Source organism: Aeromicrobium sp. SORGH_AS_0981 (assembly GCF_031453195.1).
In the GTDB taxonomy this organism is placed as follows: domain Bacteria; phylum Actinomycetota; class Actinomycetes; order Propionibacteriales; family Nocardioidaceae; genus Aeromicrobium.
The window spans coordinates 2,983,259-2,998,741 of the sequence record NZ_JAVIZD010000001.1 but is presented as its reverse complement, the minus strand read 5'-3'; the positions used below and the strand labels follow the sequence as shown (position 1 = coordinate 2,998,741).

Annotated in this window: 12 protein-coding genes; 7 read left to right on the top strand and 5 right to left on the bottom strand. The window is 72.1% G+C overall.

All coding sequences use genetic code 11. The features are described from left to right. Positions 1 to 73: 73 nt before the first annotated feature. Both QE370_RS14805 and QE370_RS14800 read right to left on the bottom strand, forming a co-directional pair. The gene (locus tag QE370_RS14805) at positions 74 to 2,152 is read right to left on the bottom strand and encodes a YhgE/Pip domain-containing protein (protein WP_309634820.1); all 2,079 of its coding nucleotides are present in this window, start codon (positions 2,150 to 2,152) and stop codon (positions 74 to 76) included. After that, entirely contained in the window at positions 2,152 to 5,037 is a 2,886-nt protein-coding gene (locus QE370_RS14800) for an MMPL family transporter (protein ID WP_309634819.1), read from the bottom strand. The genes QE370_RS14805 and QE370_RS14800 overlap by 1 nt, the downstream gene beginning before the upstream one ends. Positions 5,038 to 5,087: 50 nt before the next feature. Between QE370_RS14800 and QE370_RS14795 the strand changes: the two genes are divergently transcribed. Both QE370_RS14795 and QE370_RS14790 read left to right on the top strand, forming a co-directional pair. Then, positions 5,088 to 5,753 (top strand): TetR/AcrR family transcriptional regulator, encoded by a 666-nt coding sequence (locus QE370_RS14795; RefSeq protein WP_309634818.1) that lies wholly within the window; start codon positions 5,088 to 5,090, stop codon positions 5,751 to 5,753. 54 nt (positions 5,754 to 5,807) lie between these two features. Further along, positions 5,808 to 6,383, top strand: a complete 576-nt coding sequence (locus QE370_RS14790) for an HhH-GPD-type base excision DNA repair protein (RefSeq protein ID WP_309634817.1) — start codon at positions 5,808 to 5,810, stop codon at positions 6,381 to 6,383. A gap of 15 nt (positions 6,384 to 6,398) precedes the next feature. Here the strand turns inward: QE370_RS14790 and QE370_RS14785 are convergent, their stop codons facing one another. Then, a complete protein-coding gene (locus QE370_RS14785) occupies positions 6,399 to 6,968 on the bottom strand; it encodes a hypothetical protein (protein ID WP_309634816.1) in 570 nt (189 codons plus the stop codon). A 121-nt stretch (positions 6,969 to 7,089) separates the two neighbouring features. Here QE370_RS14785 and QE370_RS14780 point away from each other — a divergent pair, with 121 nt between their 5' ends. After that, positions 7,090 to 7,758, top strand: coding sequence for a hypothetical protein (locus QE370_RS14780; RefSeq protein ID WP_309634815.1), 669 nt, complete (start codon positions 7,090 to 7,092; stop codon positions 7,756 to 7,758). Between the two features lie 18 nt (positions 7,759 to 7,776). Here QE370_RS14780 and QE370_RS14775 read toward each other — a convergent pair whose 3' ends face one another. Next, entirely contained in the window at positions 7,777 to 8,028 is a 252-nt protein-coding gene (locus tag QE370_RS14775) for an antitoxin (protein WP_067856891.1), read from the bottom strand. A 64-nt stretch (positions 8,029 to 8,092) separates the two neighbouring features. Here QE370_RS14775 and miaA point away from each other — a divergent pair, with 64 nt between their 5' ends. The 4 genes from miaA to QE370_RS14755 all read left to right on the top strand — a co-directional run bounded on the left by miaA (position 8,093) and on the right by QE370_RS14755 (position 14,349). Beyond that, entirely contained in the window at positions 8,093 to 9,034 is a 942-nt protein-coding gene (miaA, locus tag QE370_RS14770) for a tRNA (adenosine(37)-N6)-dimethylallyltransferase MiaA (protein ID WP_309634814.1), read from the top strand. Positions 9,035 to 9,044: 10 nt separating this feature from the next. Then, entirely contained in the window at positions 9,045 to 9,881 is an 837-nt protein-coding gene (gene dapF / locus QE370_RS14765) for a diaminopimelate epimerase (RefSeq protein ID WP_253021853.1), read from the top strand. Between the two features lie 29 nt (positions 9,882 to 9,910). Then, complete coding sequence (gene hflX, locus QE370_RS14760) at positions 9,911 to 11,305, top strand: GTPase HflX (RefSeq protein ID WP_253021861.1); 1,395 nt, start codon at positions 9,911 to 9,913, stop codon at positions 11,303 to 11,305. Positions 11,306 to 12,417: 1,112 nt separating this feature from the next. Next, a complete protein-coding gene (locus tag QE370_RS14755; protein WP_309634813.1) occupies positions 12,418 to 14,349 on the top strand; it encodes an ATP-dependent DNA helicase in 1,932 nt (643 codons plus the stop codon). Between the two features lie 74 nt (positions 14,350 to 14,423). Here the strand turns inward: QE370_RS14755 and lexA are convergent, their stop codons facing one another. After that, a complete protein-coding gene (gene lexA, locus QE370_RS14750) occupies positions 14,424 to 15,212 on the bottom strand; it encodes a transcriptional repressor LexA (protein ID WP_309634812.1) in 789 nt (262 codons plus the stop codon). Positions 15,213 to 15,483 lie beyond the last annotated feature (271 nt).

The following is a 15,483-nucleotide window of genomic DNA, read 5'->3' as shown; positions in this document are numbered from 1 at the left end:
GTGAGGATCTCGTGAGAGGACCATGAGTACGGCCCGTCGCGTGGAGGCTGGGGCGATCGGGTCCGGCGCCCCGTCAGACCTGGAGCGTCGGGTGCAGGGCGGTCATCGTCACGCGCTCACGACGCTTCGCCGCCAGCGCGGTGAGGGCGAGGGCACCCACGGCGAACACGACCAGCACGAAGACGTCGAACGCGACACCCGTGGTGCCACCCGCCGTCGCCGCGCGGAGCCCGTGCACGGCGTACGTCATGGGCAGCAGCGCGTGGAGGAAGCCGAAGAAGGACGGTGAGGTCTCGATCGGGTAGGTCCCGCCGGAAGCGGTCAGCTGCAGGCAGACGAACACGATCGCCAGGAAGCGTCCGGCCCCGCCGAACCAGGCGATGAAGGTCTGGTTGATGGCCGTGAAGACGAGCCCGGTGAGCAGCGCCAGACCGAGCAGCAGGCCCGGCTGCGAGGCGTCGACGCCGACGATCCCGAGCAGCACGCCGACCAGCAGCACGGCCTGCACGACCGACAGTGCGGCACCAGGCACGAAGCCCGCGAGCGCGGTACGCACCGCGCCCGTCGTCGAGGCGATCGCGCGCGCGGAGACCGGCCGCAGCAGGAGGTAGATCGACATGGCACCCACCCACAGGGCGAGCGCCATGAAGTACGGCGCGAGGCCCTCGCCGTAGGACGCGACGGCGTTGAGCCGGTCGGCGGCGTCGGTGACCGGAGTGGCCGCGGTCGTGGCGAGCTTCTCCCGCTGGTCCTTCGTGTAGTCGGGCACCTGCTCGCTGCCGTCGGCCAGACCGTCCTGCAGTCGCAGCGCGCCGTCACGCAGCGCGCCTGCACCGTCGCTGAGCTGGTCGGCACCGTCGGTCAGACGGCTGGCCCCGCTCGCGAGCCGATCTGCGCCACCGGCCGCCGCACGGGCGCCGGTGGCCAGCTGCGACGTGCCCGACTGCAGCTGGTCGGCGCCGTCGGAGGCCTGGCCGATCGCCCCGACGAGGGCCGGGACGTTGTCGGCGAGTCGACGGTTGCCGGCCGCGACGCGCTGTGCGTCGTCGTTCAGGCGCGCCGACTGCCGCCCGATCTCGTCGGCGCGTCCGGTCACGGTGCCGACCTGCGTGCGGGCTGCCGCCGCGGCGTCGGCGCCGGCGTCGAGGTTCGCGCACGTGGCCGCGGGCACGCCGTCGGCGCGGCACTGCTGCGCGGCGTCGCGCAGCGACGTCTCCAGGGTCTCCAGCTGCTCCCGGACCTGGCCGGTGCTGCCGTTGATGCCGCCGACCACCCGCTGGACGACGGCGTCGAACTGCGCCACGCCTCCCGCGACCTGCTCCGCTCCGTCGGCGAGCTGGCGGGTCTGTCCGGGGAGGGGAGCGGTCCGTTCCTGCAGCTGGTTCAGTCCGTTGGCGAGCTGTCCGGCGCCGGCGTCGAGCCGCTCCGCACCGCCCGCGAGCTGCCGGTTCCCGTCGGCGAGCGTCGCGGCACCGCTGCTCAGCTGACGGGTGCCGTCGGCCAGCTGGTCGGCCCCGGTGCCGAGTCGGCCCGCGCCGTCCGCGAGCGTGCCCGCGCCGTCGGCCGCCTCCTCCAGGGAGCTCTTGATGTCGGTGAAGCCGAGGTAGAGGTTGTCGAGGTAGGTGCGCGTGACCTGGGCGTTCAGCGACGACTTCGCGGCCTCAAGGATGCGGTCGGCGATCTGGCCGTTGACGAAGTTGACGGCGTCGTTCGTCTTCAGGTCGAGTCGACCCTGCACCGCCGCGTCGGGGTCGCCGCTCGTCGACGTCGCCGCCTTCGACAGGTCGCGCGGGATCGTGAGGACCGCCTTGTAGCGACCGTCGGCGAGACCGCTGCGGGCGTCGGACGGGTCGGTGAGGACCCAGTCGTAGTTGTTGCGGTCGTCGTTGCCGACGAGGTTCGCGGCGAGCTGACGGCCGACGGCCACGGGCTGCTTCTCGCCGCCGCGGCCGGCGACCTCGACCATCTGGTCCTCGTTGACGACGGCGGCCTTCACGTGGTCGAGCCGGCCCGTCGGGTCGATGTTGGCCCAGATGTACAGCGCGCCGTAGAACAGCGGCACGATCGCGACCGCGAGCACGGCCAGGCGGGTGAGCCGGCTGCGACGGAACCGCGCGAGCTCGAACCAGGGGAGGGAGGGGGTGGGCAGCATCAGATCATCAGCTCGTCGAGGGTGCGTCGGGTGTCGAGCTCCAGCAGGTGGAGTCGCGGGGACGGGGCGGGGGCGGAGGTGGCCGACTGCACGCTCGCGACGAGCGCGGTCGGCCGGTCCTCCAGCAGGTGCGCGAGGGTCGACCACAGCAGGTCGACGTGCTCGGTGGCGCGCAGGTCGTCGGCGTCGTCGACGACGAGCACCTCCGGCCGGGCCAGCAGGGCGAGGACGATGCCCAAGGTCTTGCGCTCCAGGCGTGAGAGGTCCGAGACGAGTGTCGAACCGTCGACGTCGGTGAACGGCAGGCCGTGCTCGACGTGGGCCGCCTCGAGGGCCCGGTTCATCAGGTCGCGCACCGGCGAGACCTTCGACCGCGAGACCCACAGGCCGAGGGTGCGGATCGACAGCCGCTCGGCGACGTGCTGGTCGACGGTGAGGTTCGGGTCGAGGTCGTTGACGTCGCGGAACTCCGCGAGCGAGACCCCGCGGCGCACGTCGCGCGACTCCTGCGGGAGGAGGTGGCCGGCCACGCGCAGCCGTCCCTCGTCGAAGGCCATGCGTCCGGCGAACGTGAGCAGCAGCGCGGTCTTGCCGCTGCCGCTCGGCCCGTGGACCACGAGCCACTCGCCGGCCGGGAGCTCCACGGTGACGTCGTTGTAGACGATGCCCTCCGGCGTCGCGAGCGTGAGCCCGGCCGCGGAGACGGCGGCGGTCGAGTGCGGGCGCGGCCAGGTCTCGAGCTCGACCCGCCGGTGCAGCGCCTCGCCCTCGACGTCGACGTGGGGCAGGCGCGTCGCCAGCCAGCGGGGGAGCCACCACGAGCGGTGGCCGGCGAACCGCATGACCGACGGCACGAACAGCATCCGCACGAGGAACGCGTCGGCGAACACACCGACGGCGAGCGCGAAGGCGATCGGCTTGATGTTCTCGTCGCCCTCGGGGACGAACGCCGCGAAGACCGCGAGCATGATCACCGCTGCCGCGGTGACCACCCGCGAGCTGCCGACGAAGCCCTCGACGATCGCCTCGTCGGGGTCGCCGGTGCGCACGTACTCCTCCTTCATGCGTGAGACCAGGAACACCTCGTAGTCCATCGACAGGCCGAACAGCACGGCCATGAGCAGGATCGGCAGGAAGGAGATCAGCGGTCCGGTGTCCTGCAGGTGCACGAGGTCGGCGAGCCAGCCCCACTGGAACACCGCGACGACGGCGCCGAACGCCGCACCTGTCGAGAGCAGGAACCCGAGCGTCGCCTTGAGGGGGATGAGCAGGGAGCGGAAGACCACCATGAGCAGCAGCACCGAGAGGCCGACGACGAGCAGGCCGAAGGGGAGGAGGGCGTCCTGGAGCCGCTCCGACACGTCGATGCCGACGGCGGTCAGCCCCGTGACCGACACGTCCACGCCGTGCTCCTGCTCCCAACGGGGCGCCTCGGCACGGATCCGCTGCACGAGGTCGGCGGTCTGGGGCGACGCGGGACCGGTCGTGGGGATCACCTGGATCACGGCGGTGTCGGCGGAGCGGTTCGGGGTCGCGAGACCGATGGTCTCCACGCCCTTCGTCGCCCGCAGGTCGCGCTCGACGTCGTCGACGACGCCGAGCGGGTCGTTGGAGGTGATCACGTCGAGCTTGACGAGCAGCGGTCCGTTGTAGCCGGGTCCGAGGTGCTGGTCGACGAGGTCGTAGGCCTCGCGCTGGGTGCTGCCGCTCGGCGCGCTGCCGTTGTCGGGGAGGGCGAGCTGCAGGTCCTTCACCGGCAGTGTCCCGACGGCGAGCACGCCGACCACGACGACCATCGCGACCGCCGGGAAGCGGGTGGTCAGGCGCACCCAGCGTCGCGAGAAGCCGCCCGCGGGCTTCTCCTTCGCCGTGGGCTGCAGGCGGTCGCCAGCGCGGCCGAGCAGGGCGGGCAGCAGGGTCAGCGCCACGGCGACGGCGACGGCGACCGAGACGGCGCCGCTCATGCCCATGACCGTCAGGAAGGGGATGCCGGCGACGAACAGGCCGACGAGCGCGATCATCACCGTGACGCCGGCGAAGACCACGGCGGACCCGGCCGTCGCGACGGCACGCCCGACGGCCTCGTCGGCCGGGATGCCGTCGGCCATGAGCTCGCGGTGCCTCGAGACGATGAACAGGGCGTAGTCGATCCCCACGGCCAGCCCGATCATGAGGGCCAGGAGCGGGGCGGTCGAGCTGATCGTCAGGAAGCCGGTGGCGGTCCACAGCAGCTCCATCGTCACCGCCACGCCGACGAGCGCGGTGACGATCGGCAGGAAGGCCGCGCGCCACGACCGGAACATCCGGTAGAGCACGACGAGCGCCACGACGACGCCGATCACCTCGATGATCGAGAGCTTCGGTCCGGTGTTGGAGAAGGCGTCGCCGCCGAACGCGACCGTGTAGCCGGCGTCGTCGAGGCTGGTGCCGGTCCGCTGGAGGTCGCTCTTCAGACGGTCGGTCACCCCACCGAGGTCGCCGGCGAGGGAGACCTGGATCTGGGCGGCCCGGTCGTCGCGCGAGATCGAGGCGGCGCGTGCCAGCTCGTCGTAGGGGGAGGTCACGGAGGTGACGCCGTCGACCCGCTCCAGGGCGGCGACCGTGCGGCCGACGAGCGCCTTCGACGTGGGCGACTCGATCGACGTGCCGTCGGGGGCGACCACCACGGCATAGGCGGTCAGGCCGGACAGCTCGGGGAAGGTGCGGCCGAGGTCGACGAAGGCGTCGTTGGCCTCGGTGCCGGGGACGTCGAACTCGTCGCGCGTCCCGTCGCCCAGCGCGAGTGCGGCGCCGGCACCGATCAGCGCGACCAGGAACCAGGCGAGGAGGACGCGACCGGGGCGCAGGAAGCACCGGCGTCCGAGCTCGTACAGGGAGGACGACATGTCTGTCACGATACGGTTCTGTATTGAATACATCAATGTATCCTGGTGTCGTGTCCACCACGCCTGACGCCGTCGCCGGTCGCCCCGACGAGTCCGCATCCGTCGACGCGGTCTCGCGCCGCCGAGCCGCCACCCGCGAGCGCCTGCTCGACGCGGCCCGCTCCCTGCTGGTGCGCGAGGGGCTGCAGGGCGTGTCGGTCGAGCGGCTGTGCGAGGAGGCTGGCTACACACGTGGCGCGTTCTACTCCAACTTCACGTCGAAGGACGAGCTCGTGGTGGCCCTGACCGAGCGTGAGCGCGAGCGCGTCCTGGCCATGCTGAAGGAGGCGGCCGACCTCACGACCCTCGACGGGCTCGGGGCGGAGGAGGCCGCCGGCGTGATCCTCGAACGGTTCCTGCTGCTGCAGCCGCCGGACCGTGACGACTTCCAGCTCCACCTCGAGATGCAGCTGAGGGGCTTGCGCGGCGACGTGGGGGGCGACGTGTTCGTCGGGTGGTGGAATGCCGTGCTCGACGGCATCGGCGAGGTGCTCACGTCCGCTCTCGCCGCGTTCGACCTGCGGCTCACCCTCGACGTCCGTGAGGTGTGCACGATCCTCATGGGGACGTGGGACGCCCTGGTCCTCGGGTCCCTCGTCGACGGCCGTCCCGTCGACGTCGAGGCCATGCGCGTCGCCCTGCCGCGGATGCTGCTCTCCTTCACCGAGCCCGCCTGAGGCCGCTGGCGCGCTCGACGCCTCCACCGCACGCGGGTGCGGCAGGATGGTTCCATGGCCATCCAGATCGCCCAGGACCCCGCCGCCGACCAGGTGCTCAGCGCCGACCCGTTCGCCCTCCTCGTGGGCATGCTGCTCGACCAGCAGTACCCGATGGAGCACGCGTTCCGTGGCCCGGCGAAGATCCTCGACCGGTTCGGCACGCTCGACCCGGCCGCGATCGCGACCGCCGAGCCCGACGCCTTCGCCGACCTCTGCGCGACCCCGCCGGCGATCCACCGGTACGGACGGTCCATGGCCGGACGGGTGCAGGCCCTCGCGCAGGTCGTGGTCGAGGAGTACGACGGCGACGCCTCCCGCATCTGGACGGACGCGAAGTCCGGAGAGGCGCTGTTCGCGCGGCTCACCGCACTGCCCGGGTATGGCGAGCAGAAGGCGAAGATCTTCGTCGCGCTGCTGGCCAAGCAGCTCGACGTGAAGCCACGCGGCTGGACCACCGTCTCCGGCGACTACAGCAAGAAGGGCTACCGGTCGGTCGCCGACGTCGTCGACGCCGACTCGCTCAGGAAGGTCCGCGACTTCAAGAAGGCGGCGAAGGCCAAGGCCAAGGCCGAGTCCGGTCGGTCCTGACGCACGTCGGGCGCGTCAGACGCTGACGTCCTGGTAGGCGAACGGGTCGACGAGCGTCGCCGGTACCTGGCAGGTGCCCTGGGCCGCGCGGTCCATGCGCTGCTCCAGCTCGCTGCCGTCGGCCGCGGTCGGCGGTCGGAAGTCGCCGCGGAAGCCGCCCGAGACCTGACGGGCGTACTGCTCGCGGGCGGCGAGGAGCGTCTCCCAGTCGGTGAGCCAGGCCTCCAGCGGACGGTCGGCTCGGCGCACGGCCGGCGACAGCGTGCGCACGCGGTCGATCATCCGCCGCACCTCGAGGTTCTGGTCGGCCAGCTGGGCGCCGCGCAGCCGCGCCGGACCGTCGACCCGTACCTGCGCCACGGCCGACGTCATGATGCCGCAGGCCTGCGCGACCATGCGCGTCACGCGCGGGTCGTCCAACGTGCCGCGCGTGTCCTGGGACCGCGCCTGCAGCGCCACCGCCACCGCGCCGGCCGCGACGAGCACGGCCACGAGCGGACCGACGACGGCCAGACGCCGCCACCCCCGCGCCACGGGCGCCGGTGCGTAGCGCCAGACGTCCTCGTCGGGGAGGTAGGAAGGCACCTCGTCATCGTGCCACGCGACGACCGGCGCGGCGGCTCGAGCGAGGGCCGTGGCGTCAGTCCTCGCCGAGCGCCGAAGGGCTCGACCAGCGGGCCCGCGAGGTCCCGCCTACGCTCGCCCCGTGACGCGTCTGGCTTTCTGCCCCCACCCGCCGCTGCTGCCGGCCGGATCCCTCGTCGGCGACGTCGAGGAGGCGGGATCGTTGCGCGACGCCTCGCTCGACGCGGTGCGCGACCTCGTGGCGGGTGCTCCCAGCGTCGTCGTCGTGCTCGGCCCCGACGGCGACGACCTGCCGGCGGGCGAGACGGCCGGCGGCTCGCTCGAGCCGCACGGCATCGCCCTCTCCGCCGGTGCAGCCGGAGCCGCCGCGCTGGGGCTCGCCCACACCGTCGGCGCGTGGCTGCTCGACAGCGTCGGCTGGGACGGACCGCGACGCTACGCGGCGACTCTCGACGCGGCAGAGCTCGACGACGACGTCGCCGTGCTCGTCATGGCCGACGGCAGCGCCACCCGCACCGAGAAGGCGCCCGGCCACCTCGACGGACGCGCGGACGCGTTCGACGCCGCGATCGCCTCGGCCCTCGCCGACGGTGACCCGGACGCGCTCGGCGGCATCGACCTCGACCTCGCCGCCGACCTCTGGTGCCAGGGTGCGACGACCCTGCGGGTCGCGGGCGACGCCGTCGCCGCGCGGGTGCACCGCGACGACGCACGCGTCACCGCACGGTTGTCGCTCGACGAGGCGCCGTTCGGCGTCGGCTGGTTCGTGGCGTCCTGGCAGCTGGGCTGAGCCCCACCGCTACCCGGGTCAGGGGCGCGCAGGACCCGCGGTGCCGCCCGGGCCGCGTCGGTCGTCCTCGGCCAGCTTGTCGGCGGCGTCCTTCGCCTTGCCGGCGGCACCGTCGATCTTCTGCGTGTACTTGCCCTTGGTGGCCTTGTCGGCCAGCCCTGCAGCCTTGTCGATGCCCTGGTCGATCTTCGCGTTCTGCGTGCGCGCCAGCTCGGAGGCCTTCGCCTTGAGCTCGGGTGCGTTCTTCTTCAGCTTGTCCAGGAAGCCCATCGGATCTCTCCTCGGTCGCGGGGGAGCGGTCGTGTGTGCCTCGAGCGTACGAGAGACTCCCCAGGTGAGCAGTGTCGAACGCCTCGTGGTCGTCGTCGGCCCGACCGCGTCGGGCAAGTCGGCGCTCGCCGTCGACCTCGCCCTCGAGCTGGGCGGGGAGGTCGTCAACGCCGACGCCGTGCAGCTGTTCCGCGGGATGGACATCGGCAGCGCGAAGGTCACGCCCGAGGAACGGCGCGGCGTGCCGCACCACCTGCTCGACGTGCTCGACGTCGACCAGGCCACGTCGGTGGCCGCCTTCCAGCGCGACGCCCGCGCCGCCGTCGAGGACTGCCTGCGGCGCGGCGTCACGCCGATCCTCGTCGGCGGTTCGTCGCTCTACGTGCGGGCCGTCGTCGACGACTTCGTGTTCCCGGGAACCGTGCCCCAGGTGCGCGAGAAGTACCAGCGTCGGCTCGAGACGGAGGGGCCGGAGGCCATGCACGCGGAGCTGCGACGGGTCGCGCCGGACGCCGCCGAGCACGTGCTGCCCACCAACGGCCGGCGCCTCGTCAGGGCCCTGGAGGTCACGGAGATCACGGGGGAGCCGTTCGTCGCCACCCTTCCGCCGCACCGGTCGATCTACCCCGACGTGGTGCTGCTCGGCCTCGACGTCCCCCGTCCCGTGCTCGACGAACGGATCGTCTCCAGGGTCGACGCCATGTGGGACGCGGGCCTGGTCGAGGAGGTGCGGGGGCTGCTCGACCACGGACTGGCCGACTCGCCGACCGCGTCGCGCTCCATCGGCTACCAGCAGGTGCTCGCGATGCTCGACGGCGACCTGAGCGACGCCGAGGCCCGCGCCGAGACCGTCCGCGGCACCCGCGCGTTCGCCCGGCGGCAGGACCGCATGTTCCACCAGGACCCCCGGGTCGTGTGGCTGCCGCACGACGCTGACGACGTCCTCGAGCGGGCGCTCCGCGCGGTGCGCGGCGACGAGCCGGTTCCGTCGGGCCCCCGGACGTAGACTGGGACGTATGACTTTCCCCTGGCTCAAGGGGCACGGCACCGAGAACGACTTCGTCCTGCTCCCCGACCACGACGGCACGGTGCACGGCGACCTCGACCCTGCGTTCGTGGCGGCGCTCTGCGCCCGACGTACGGGCCTCGGCGCCGACGGCGTGCTCCGCGTGGTGCGCTCGGCAGCGCTCGACGTGCCTGAGGCGGCTGCCAGCGCCGGCGAGTGGTTCATGGACTACCGCAACGCCGACGGCTCCGTCAGCGAGATGTGCGGCAACGGCGTCCGCGTGTTCGCCCGCCACCTCGTCGACGCCGGCCTCGTGCCGGCCGACGCGCCCGTGGTCGTCGGCACCCGCGACGGCGACAAGGTCGTCACCGTCGACGGCGACCAGCTCAGCGTCGACATGGGCGCCTACGACGTGCGCGGCACGTCGAAGGTCGAGGTCGACGGACGTGTGTGGGAGGCGCAGGACGTGCGCACGGGCAACCCCCACGCCGTCACCTTCGTCGACACCCTCGCCGACGCGGGCACCCTGCTGCAGGCGCCCACCTACGACACCGCGACCTACCCCGAGGGCGTCAACGTCGAGTTCGTCGAGCGCGTCGCCGACCACCACGTCGCCATGCGCGTCCACGAGCGCGGCTCCGGCGAGACCCGCTCGTGCGGCACCGGCGCGTGCGCCGTCGGGATCGCCACCGCGCTCGCCGACCACGCCCTCGACGCCACCGGCTCCACGACGTACCGTGTCGACGTCCCCGGCGGCACCCTGAACATCACGGTCGAGCCCACCCGGGTCGTCCTCGCGGGACCGGCCCGCATCGTCGCCACCGGAGAGATGGAGTGGATCGCGTGAGCGAGTCCGACACGAACGTCGCCAGCAGGCTGGGCATCGACCCCGTGGTCGACCGCGACCTGGAGGGCGCGCACGACGGACTCGAGCTCGCCGAGCGTCAGTCTCTGCGGCGCGTCGCCGGGCTGCGCACCGAGCTCGAGGACATCACCGAGGTCGAGTACCGCCAGCTGCGGCTCGAGCGGGTCGTGCTGGTCGGTGTCTGGACCGAGGGCAGTGCGGAGGACGCCGAGAACTCCCTCGCCGAGCTGAAGCTGCTCGCCGAGACCGCGGGCTCCGACGTCCTCGACGCGCTGCTCCAGCGTCGTCAGCGTCCCGACCCCGCCACCTTCATCGGCAGCGGCAAGGTCGAGGAGCTCACCGCCGCCGTGCAGGCCACCGGCGCCGACACCATCATCTGCGACGGCGAGCTGGCGCCCAGCCAGCTGCGCAACCTCGAGGACCGCACCAAGGTCAAGGTCGTCGACCGGACCGCCCTGATCCTCGACATCTTCGCGCAGCACGCGAAGTCGGCGGAGGGCAAGGCGCAGGTCGAGCTCGCCCAGCTGCAGTACCAGACCCAGCGCCTGCGCGGATGGGGCGGCAACCTGTCGCGCCAGGCCGGTGGACGCGCTGCCGGCGGTGAGGGCATCGGCGGTCGTGGTCCCGGTGAGACGAAGCTCGAGACCGACCGTCGTCGCATCCAGTCCCGCATGGCCAAGCTGCGTCGGGAGCTCACGGCGCTGCGCACCACCCGCGACATCAAGAAGGCGCGACGCCGGCGCAACGAGGTCCCGGCCGTCGTCATCGCCGGCTACACCAACGCGGGCAAGTCGAGCCTGCTCAACCGGCTGACCGGCGCGGGCGTGCTGGTGGAGGACGCGCTGTTCGCGACCCTCGACCCCACGACGCGCAAGACCCAGACGAGCGACGGACGCGTGTTCACGATGTCCGACACCGTCGGCTTCGTGCGCCACCTGCCGCACCAGCTGGTCGAGGCGTTCCGCTCCACGCTGGAGGAGGTGGCCGAGGCCGACCTCGTGCTCCACGTCGTCGACGCGTCGCACCCCGACCCCGCCGGCCAGATCGCGGCCGTGCGCGAGGTGTTCGCGGAGATCGAGGCGCTGCACGTGCCGGAGATCATCGTCCTCAACAAGGCCGACGCCGCAGACCCGCTCGAGGTCAAGCAGCTGCTCGCCCGCGAGCCGCACGCCGTCGTCGTCAGCGCCCGTACCGGCGAGGGCGTCGACGAGCTGCTCGCCGCGATCGAGGCCGACCTGCCCCGCCCCGCGGTACGCGTGGAGGTCGTGGTGCCCTACGAGCGCGGCGACCTCCTCAACCAGGTGCACGAGACGGGCGAGATCGAGGAGCTGGCGCACGAGTCCGACGGCACCCACCTCGTCGCCCGCGTCTCCGACGACCTCGCCCACCAGCTCAACGCCCTCTGACCCCTCACCCAGCGGTGCCTCCGCTGGTCGACGGGAGATCTCGTTGGTCGAGTAGTCGACGCCGCTGGGGGCACCTCCCGCTTGCGGGGGCCGAAGGAGCAGGCGGAGGCGTATCGAGACCACTCCACGTTGCCGCTGGGGGTCGGTCCGCGCTGATCCGTTGCCGGGTGGTCTCGATACGCAGCACGACGCTCGTTCCTCGCGCCTGCCGCTACTCGACCAGCGGAATCCACCGCTGGTCGAGTACCTCCACGAGCGTTAGCGAGGGGAGGTGTATCGAGACCATTCTGGGCCGACGCTGGGGGCCGGCTTGCACGGATCTGTTGCCGGGTGGTCTCGATACGCAGGGACTTCGCAAGCTCGTCCCCGCTACTCGACCAGCGGGATCGACCGCTGGTCGAGTGCCTCCACGAGCTCCAGCGAGGGGAGGTGTATCGAGACCATTCTGGGCCGACGCTGGGGGCCGGCTTGCACGGATCTGTTGCCGGGTGGTCTCGATACGCAGGGACTTCGCAAGCTCGTCCCCGCTACTCGACCAGCGGGATCGACCGCTGGTCGAGTGCCTCCACGAGCGCCAGCGAGGGGAGGTGTATCGAGACCATTCTGGGCCGACGCTGGGGGCCGGCTTGCACGGATCTGTTGCCGGGTGGTCTCGATACGCAGGGACTTCGCAAGCTCGTCCCCGCTACTCGACCAGCGGGATCGACCGCTGGTCGAGTGCCTCCACGAGCGCCAGCGAGGGGAGGTGTATCGAGACCATTCTGGGCCGACGCTGGGGGCCGGCTTGCACGGATCTGTTGCCGGGTGGTCTCGATACGCAGGGACTTCGCAAGCTCGTCCCCGCTACTCGACCAGCGGGATCGACCGCTGGTCGAGTGCCTCCACGAGCGCCAGCGAGGGGAGGTGTATCGAGACCATTCTGGGCCGACGCTGGGGGCCGGCTTGCACGGATCTGTTGCCGGGTGGTCTCGATACGCAGGGACTTCGCAAGCTCGTCCCCGCTACTCGACCAGCGGGAGTCTCGCTGGATCTCCGCTGGCGCACCGTCGGCCGGGTGACGTCCTGTGGACACCCGGCCGACGGTGGGGAGGGGTCCGTCTAGGCTCGCTGGCATGCCCGACAGCCCCAGCGTCCGCGACGTCCTCCACGCCGCGGTCGGGGCGGTCGGCGGCACCGAACGACCCGGCCAGGTGGCGATGGCGGAGGCGGTCGCGGACTCGCTGGAGTCCGGGCGCCACCTCCTCGTGCAGGCCGGCACCGGCACCGGCAAGTCGCTGGGCTACCTCGTGCCGTCGCTGCTGCACCGCAAGCGTGTCGTGGTCTCCACGGCCACGTTGGGCCTGCAGCACCAGCTCGTCCAGCGCGACCTGCCCGCCCTGGTGAAGGGTGCGCACGAGGTGCTGGGCACCACACCCAGCTACGCCGTCGTCAAGGGACGCTCGAACTACGCGTGCCTGCACCGCGTGCGGGAGGGGGTTCCCGACGACCAGGGCGCGCTCGTGGACGTCCCGGAGGGGACGCTCGGTGCCGAGGTGCTCGAGCTGCGCGAGTGGGCCGAGGAGCTCGCCACCCAGCGGGGGAGCGGCGACGGGTCGCACGGCGACCGCGAGTCCGCGCCCTCGCACACCGACCGTGCCTGGCGGCAGGTCAGCGTCACGCACCGCGAGTGCCTCGGTGCCACGCGGTGCCCGCACGCCGCCGAGTGCTTCGTCGAGCTCGCGCGCGAGGCGGCGTCGACCGCGGACGTCGTCGTCACCAACCATGCACTCCTGGCCATCGACGCCATCGACGGCGTGCCCATGCTGCCCGAGTACGACGCGGTCGTCGTCGACGAGGCGCACGAGCTGGCCGCCCGGGTCACCCAGGCGGCGACCGCCGACCTCGACCCGGCCATCGTCGAACGGGCCGCACGGCGCGGGCGGCCCTACACCGACGGGGAGACCGACGACCTCAGCGACGCTGGCGACGCGCTCGCAGCCGCTCTGGCCGGCGTCCAGCCGGGACGGATCGACCACGTCGTCGACGAGCTGCACGAGGCGCTGGCGCGCGTGCGCGACGCTGCACGCGCCTGCCTCTCTGCGTTCCCCCGCGAGAAGGTGGAGGTCGAGGGTGACGCCGCACGGCAGCAGGCCAAGGCCGGACTGGAGGAGATCCGGCTGGTCGCCGACCGGATGGCCTCGCTGCGGGAGACCGAGGTGCTGTGGATGTCGGATGCTCGCGGCCCGGTGCTGCACGTCGCACCGATCGACGTCTCGGGAAGCCTGCGCGACAAGCTGTTCGAGGAGAAGACCGTCGTCCTCACCAGCGCCACGCTGACCGTCGGTGGCGGCTTCGAGCCGGTGGCCGCCTCCGTGGGCCTGTGGCGCGACGATGCGGACCGGTGGACCGGCCTCGACGTCGGCTCGCCGTTCGACTACCGGCGGCAGGGCATCCTCTACGTCGCCAAGCACCTGCCTCCGCCGGGACGCGACGGCATCACCGACGCGCAGCTCGACGAGATCGCCGACCTGCTCGAGGCCGCCGGCGGTCGCACCCTCGGGCTGTTCTCCTCACGTCGCGCTGCGGAGGCCGCGGCCGAGGGCGTCCGCACGCGGCTGCCGGGCCGGGAGATCCTCTGCCAGGGCGACGCGCACCTGTCGGAGCTCACGCGCCGGTTCGCCGCCGAGGAGGAGACCAGCCTGTTCGGCACGCTGTCGCTCTGGCAGGGCATCGACCTGCCGGGCGACACCTGCCGGCTGGTGGTCATCGACCGGGTGCCCTTCCCTCGCCCCGACGACCCGCTGATGAGCGCCCGTCAGCGACTGGTCGAGAAGCGGGGCGGCAACGGATTCATGAGCGTCGCCGCGGCGCACGCCGCGCTGCTCCTGGCCCAGGGGGCGGGGCGGCTGATCCGGCGCACCGACGACCGTGGGGTGGTTGCGATCCTCGACCCCCGCATCGTCACGGCGCGGTACGGCAGCTTCCTGGCGGCGTCGCTGCCGCCGCTGTGGCGTACGACCGACCGCGACGCGGTGCTCGGCGCGCTGCGCCGCCTCGACGACTGAGCCTGGAACGCATACAGGCCCCGTCCCTCGGTGGGGGACGGGGCCTGTGTGCGTGAGAGGACGACCAGGAGCACTCAGAGACGGCGCAGGACCGTCGTGACCTTGCCCAGGATCGTGGCGTGGGTGCCGTCAATGGGGGAGTAGTCGTCGTTGTGCGGGAGCAGCCAGACCTGGCCGTCCTTGCGCTGGAAGGTCTTGACGGTGGCCTCGCCGTCGAGCATGGCGGCGACGATCTCGCCGTTCTCGGCGACCGGCTGCTGACGGACGACCACGTAGTCGCCGTCGCAGATCGCGGCGTCGACCATCGAGTCGCCCCGGACCTCGAGGAGGAACAGCGTGCCGTCGCCGACGAGGGTGCGGGGGAGGGGGAAGATCTCCTCGACCTGCTCCTCGGCGAGGATCGGGCCGCCGGCAGCGATCCGCCCGACCATGGGAACGTAGGTGGCCTCGGGGCGCTGGTCGCCGAAGCCCGTCTCGTCCACGACGGAGTCGTCGGCCGAGCTGAGCGTCCGTCGGGCCTTGACGACCTCGGGCAGGAAGATCTCGATCGCGCGGGGACGGTTGGGGTCGCGCTTGACGTAGCCGAGGCGCTCCAGCACCCGTAGCTGGTGCGCCACGGACGACGTGCTGGCCAGCCCGACGGCGCCGCCGATCTCGCGCATGCTCGGCGGGTAGCCGCGCTGCTCGATCTGGTCGCGCATGAAGTGAAGAATCTTCTGCTGACGTCCGGTGAGACCGGTCATCTCGTCGACCGGGCCGTCGGGGAGCTCGCGCACGGAGTTGCGTGAACCCTTCGGGCGACCGCGGCGCGGGCCCTCGCTGGACGGGTCGACAGCGTCGTCGGCTGGGGTGTCGTCGCTCATGGGGACCACGCTAGACCTCTGGGAGGACGTTTACAAACACATGTTCGACAGCGTGTCGCTGTTCGAACAGGGCGTCCTACGGGGTCTTCGACGTGGCCGCGCGCCGTGGAGGATGGGGTGCGAGCTGGGTGCGGTCGGTCACGTTCGAACATTTCTTCGCATGACTTCTGCCTGGAATAGCAGTGATGATCGAGCAGAGATCGACATCGTGTTCGACAGGGGGCTGCTTTTGTCGGCACCTTCCCCTACAGTCGTACACGTGTTCGATCGA

Excerpts from the sequence above, each read along its gene's own strand:
- QE370_RS14755 (WP_309634813.1), top strand. The coding sequence starts at position 12,418 with ATGCCCGACAGCCCCAGCGTCCGCGACGTCCTCCACGCCGCGGTCGGG.
- QE370_RS14805 (WP_309634820.1), bottom strand. The coding sequence starts at position 2,152 with ATGCTGCCCACCCCCTCCCTCCCCTGGTTCGAGCTCGCGCGGTTCCGT.
- QE370_RS14775 (WP_067856891.1), bottom strand. The coding sequence starts at position 8,028 with ATGGGCTTCCTGGACAAGCTGAAGAAGAACGCACCCGAGCTCAAGGCG.
- QE370_RS14800 (WP_309634819.1), bottom strand. The coding sequence starts at position 5,037 with ATGTCGTCCTCCCTGTACGAGCTCGGACGCCGGTGCTTCCTGCGCCCC.
- QE370_RS14790 (WP_309634817.1), top strand. The coding sequence starts at position 5,808 with ATGGCCATCCAGATCGCCCAGGACCCCGCCGCCGACCAGGTGCTCAGC.
- lexA (WP_309634812.1), bottom strand. The coding sequence starts at position 15,212 with ATGAGCGACGACACCCCAGCCGACGACGCTGTCGACCCGTCCAGCGAG.
- dapF (WP_253021853.1), top strand. The coding sequence starts at position 9,045 with ATGACTTTCCCCTGGCTCAAGGGGCACGGCACCGAGAACGACTTCGTC.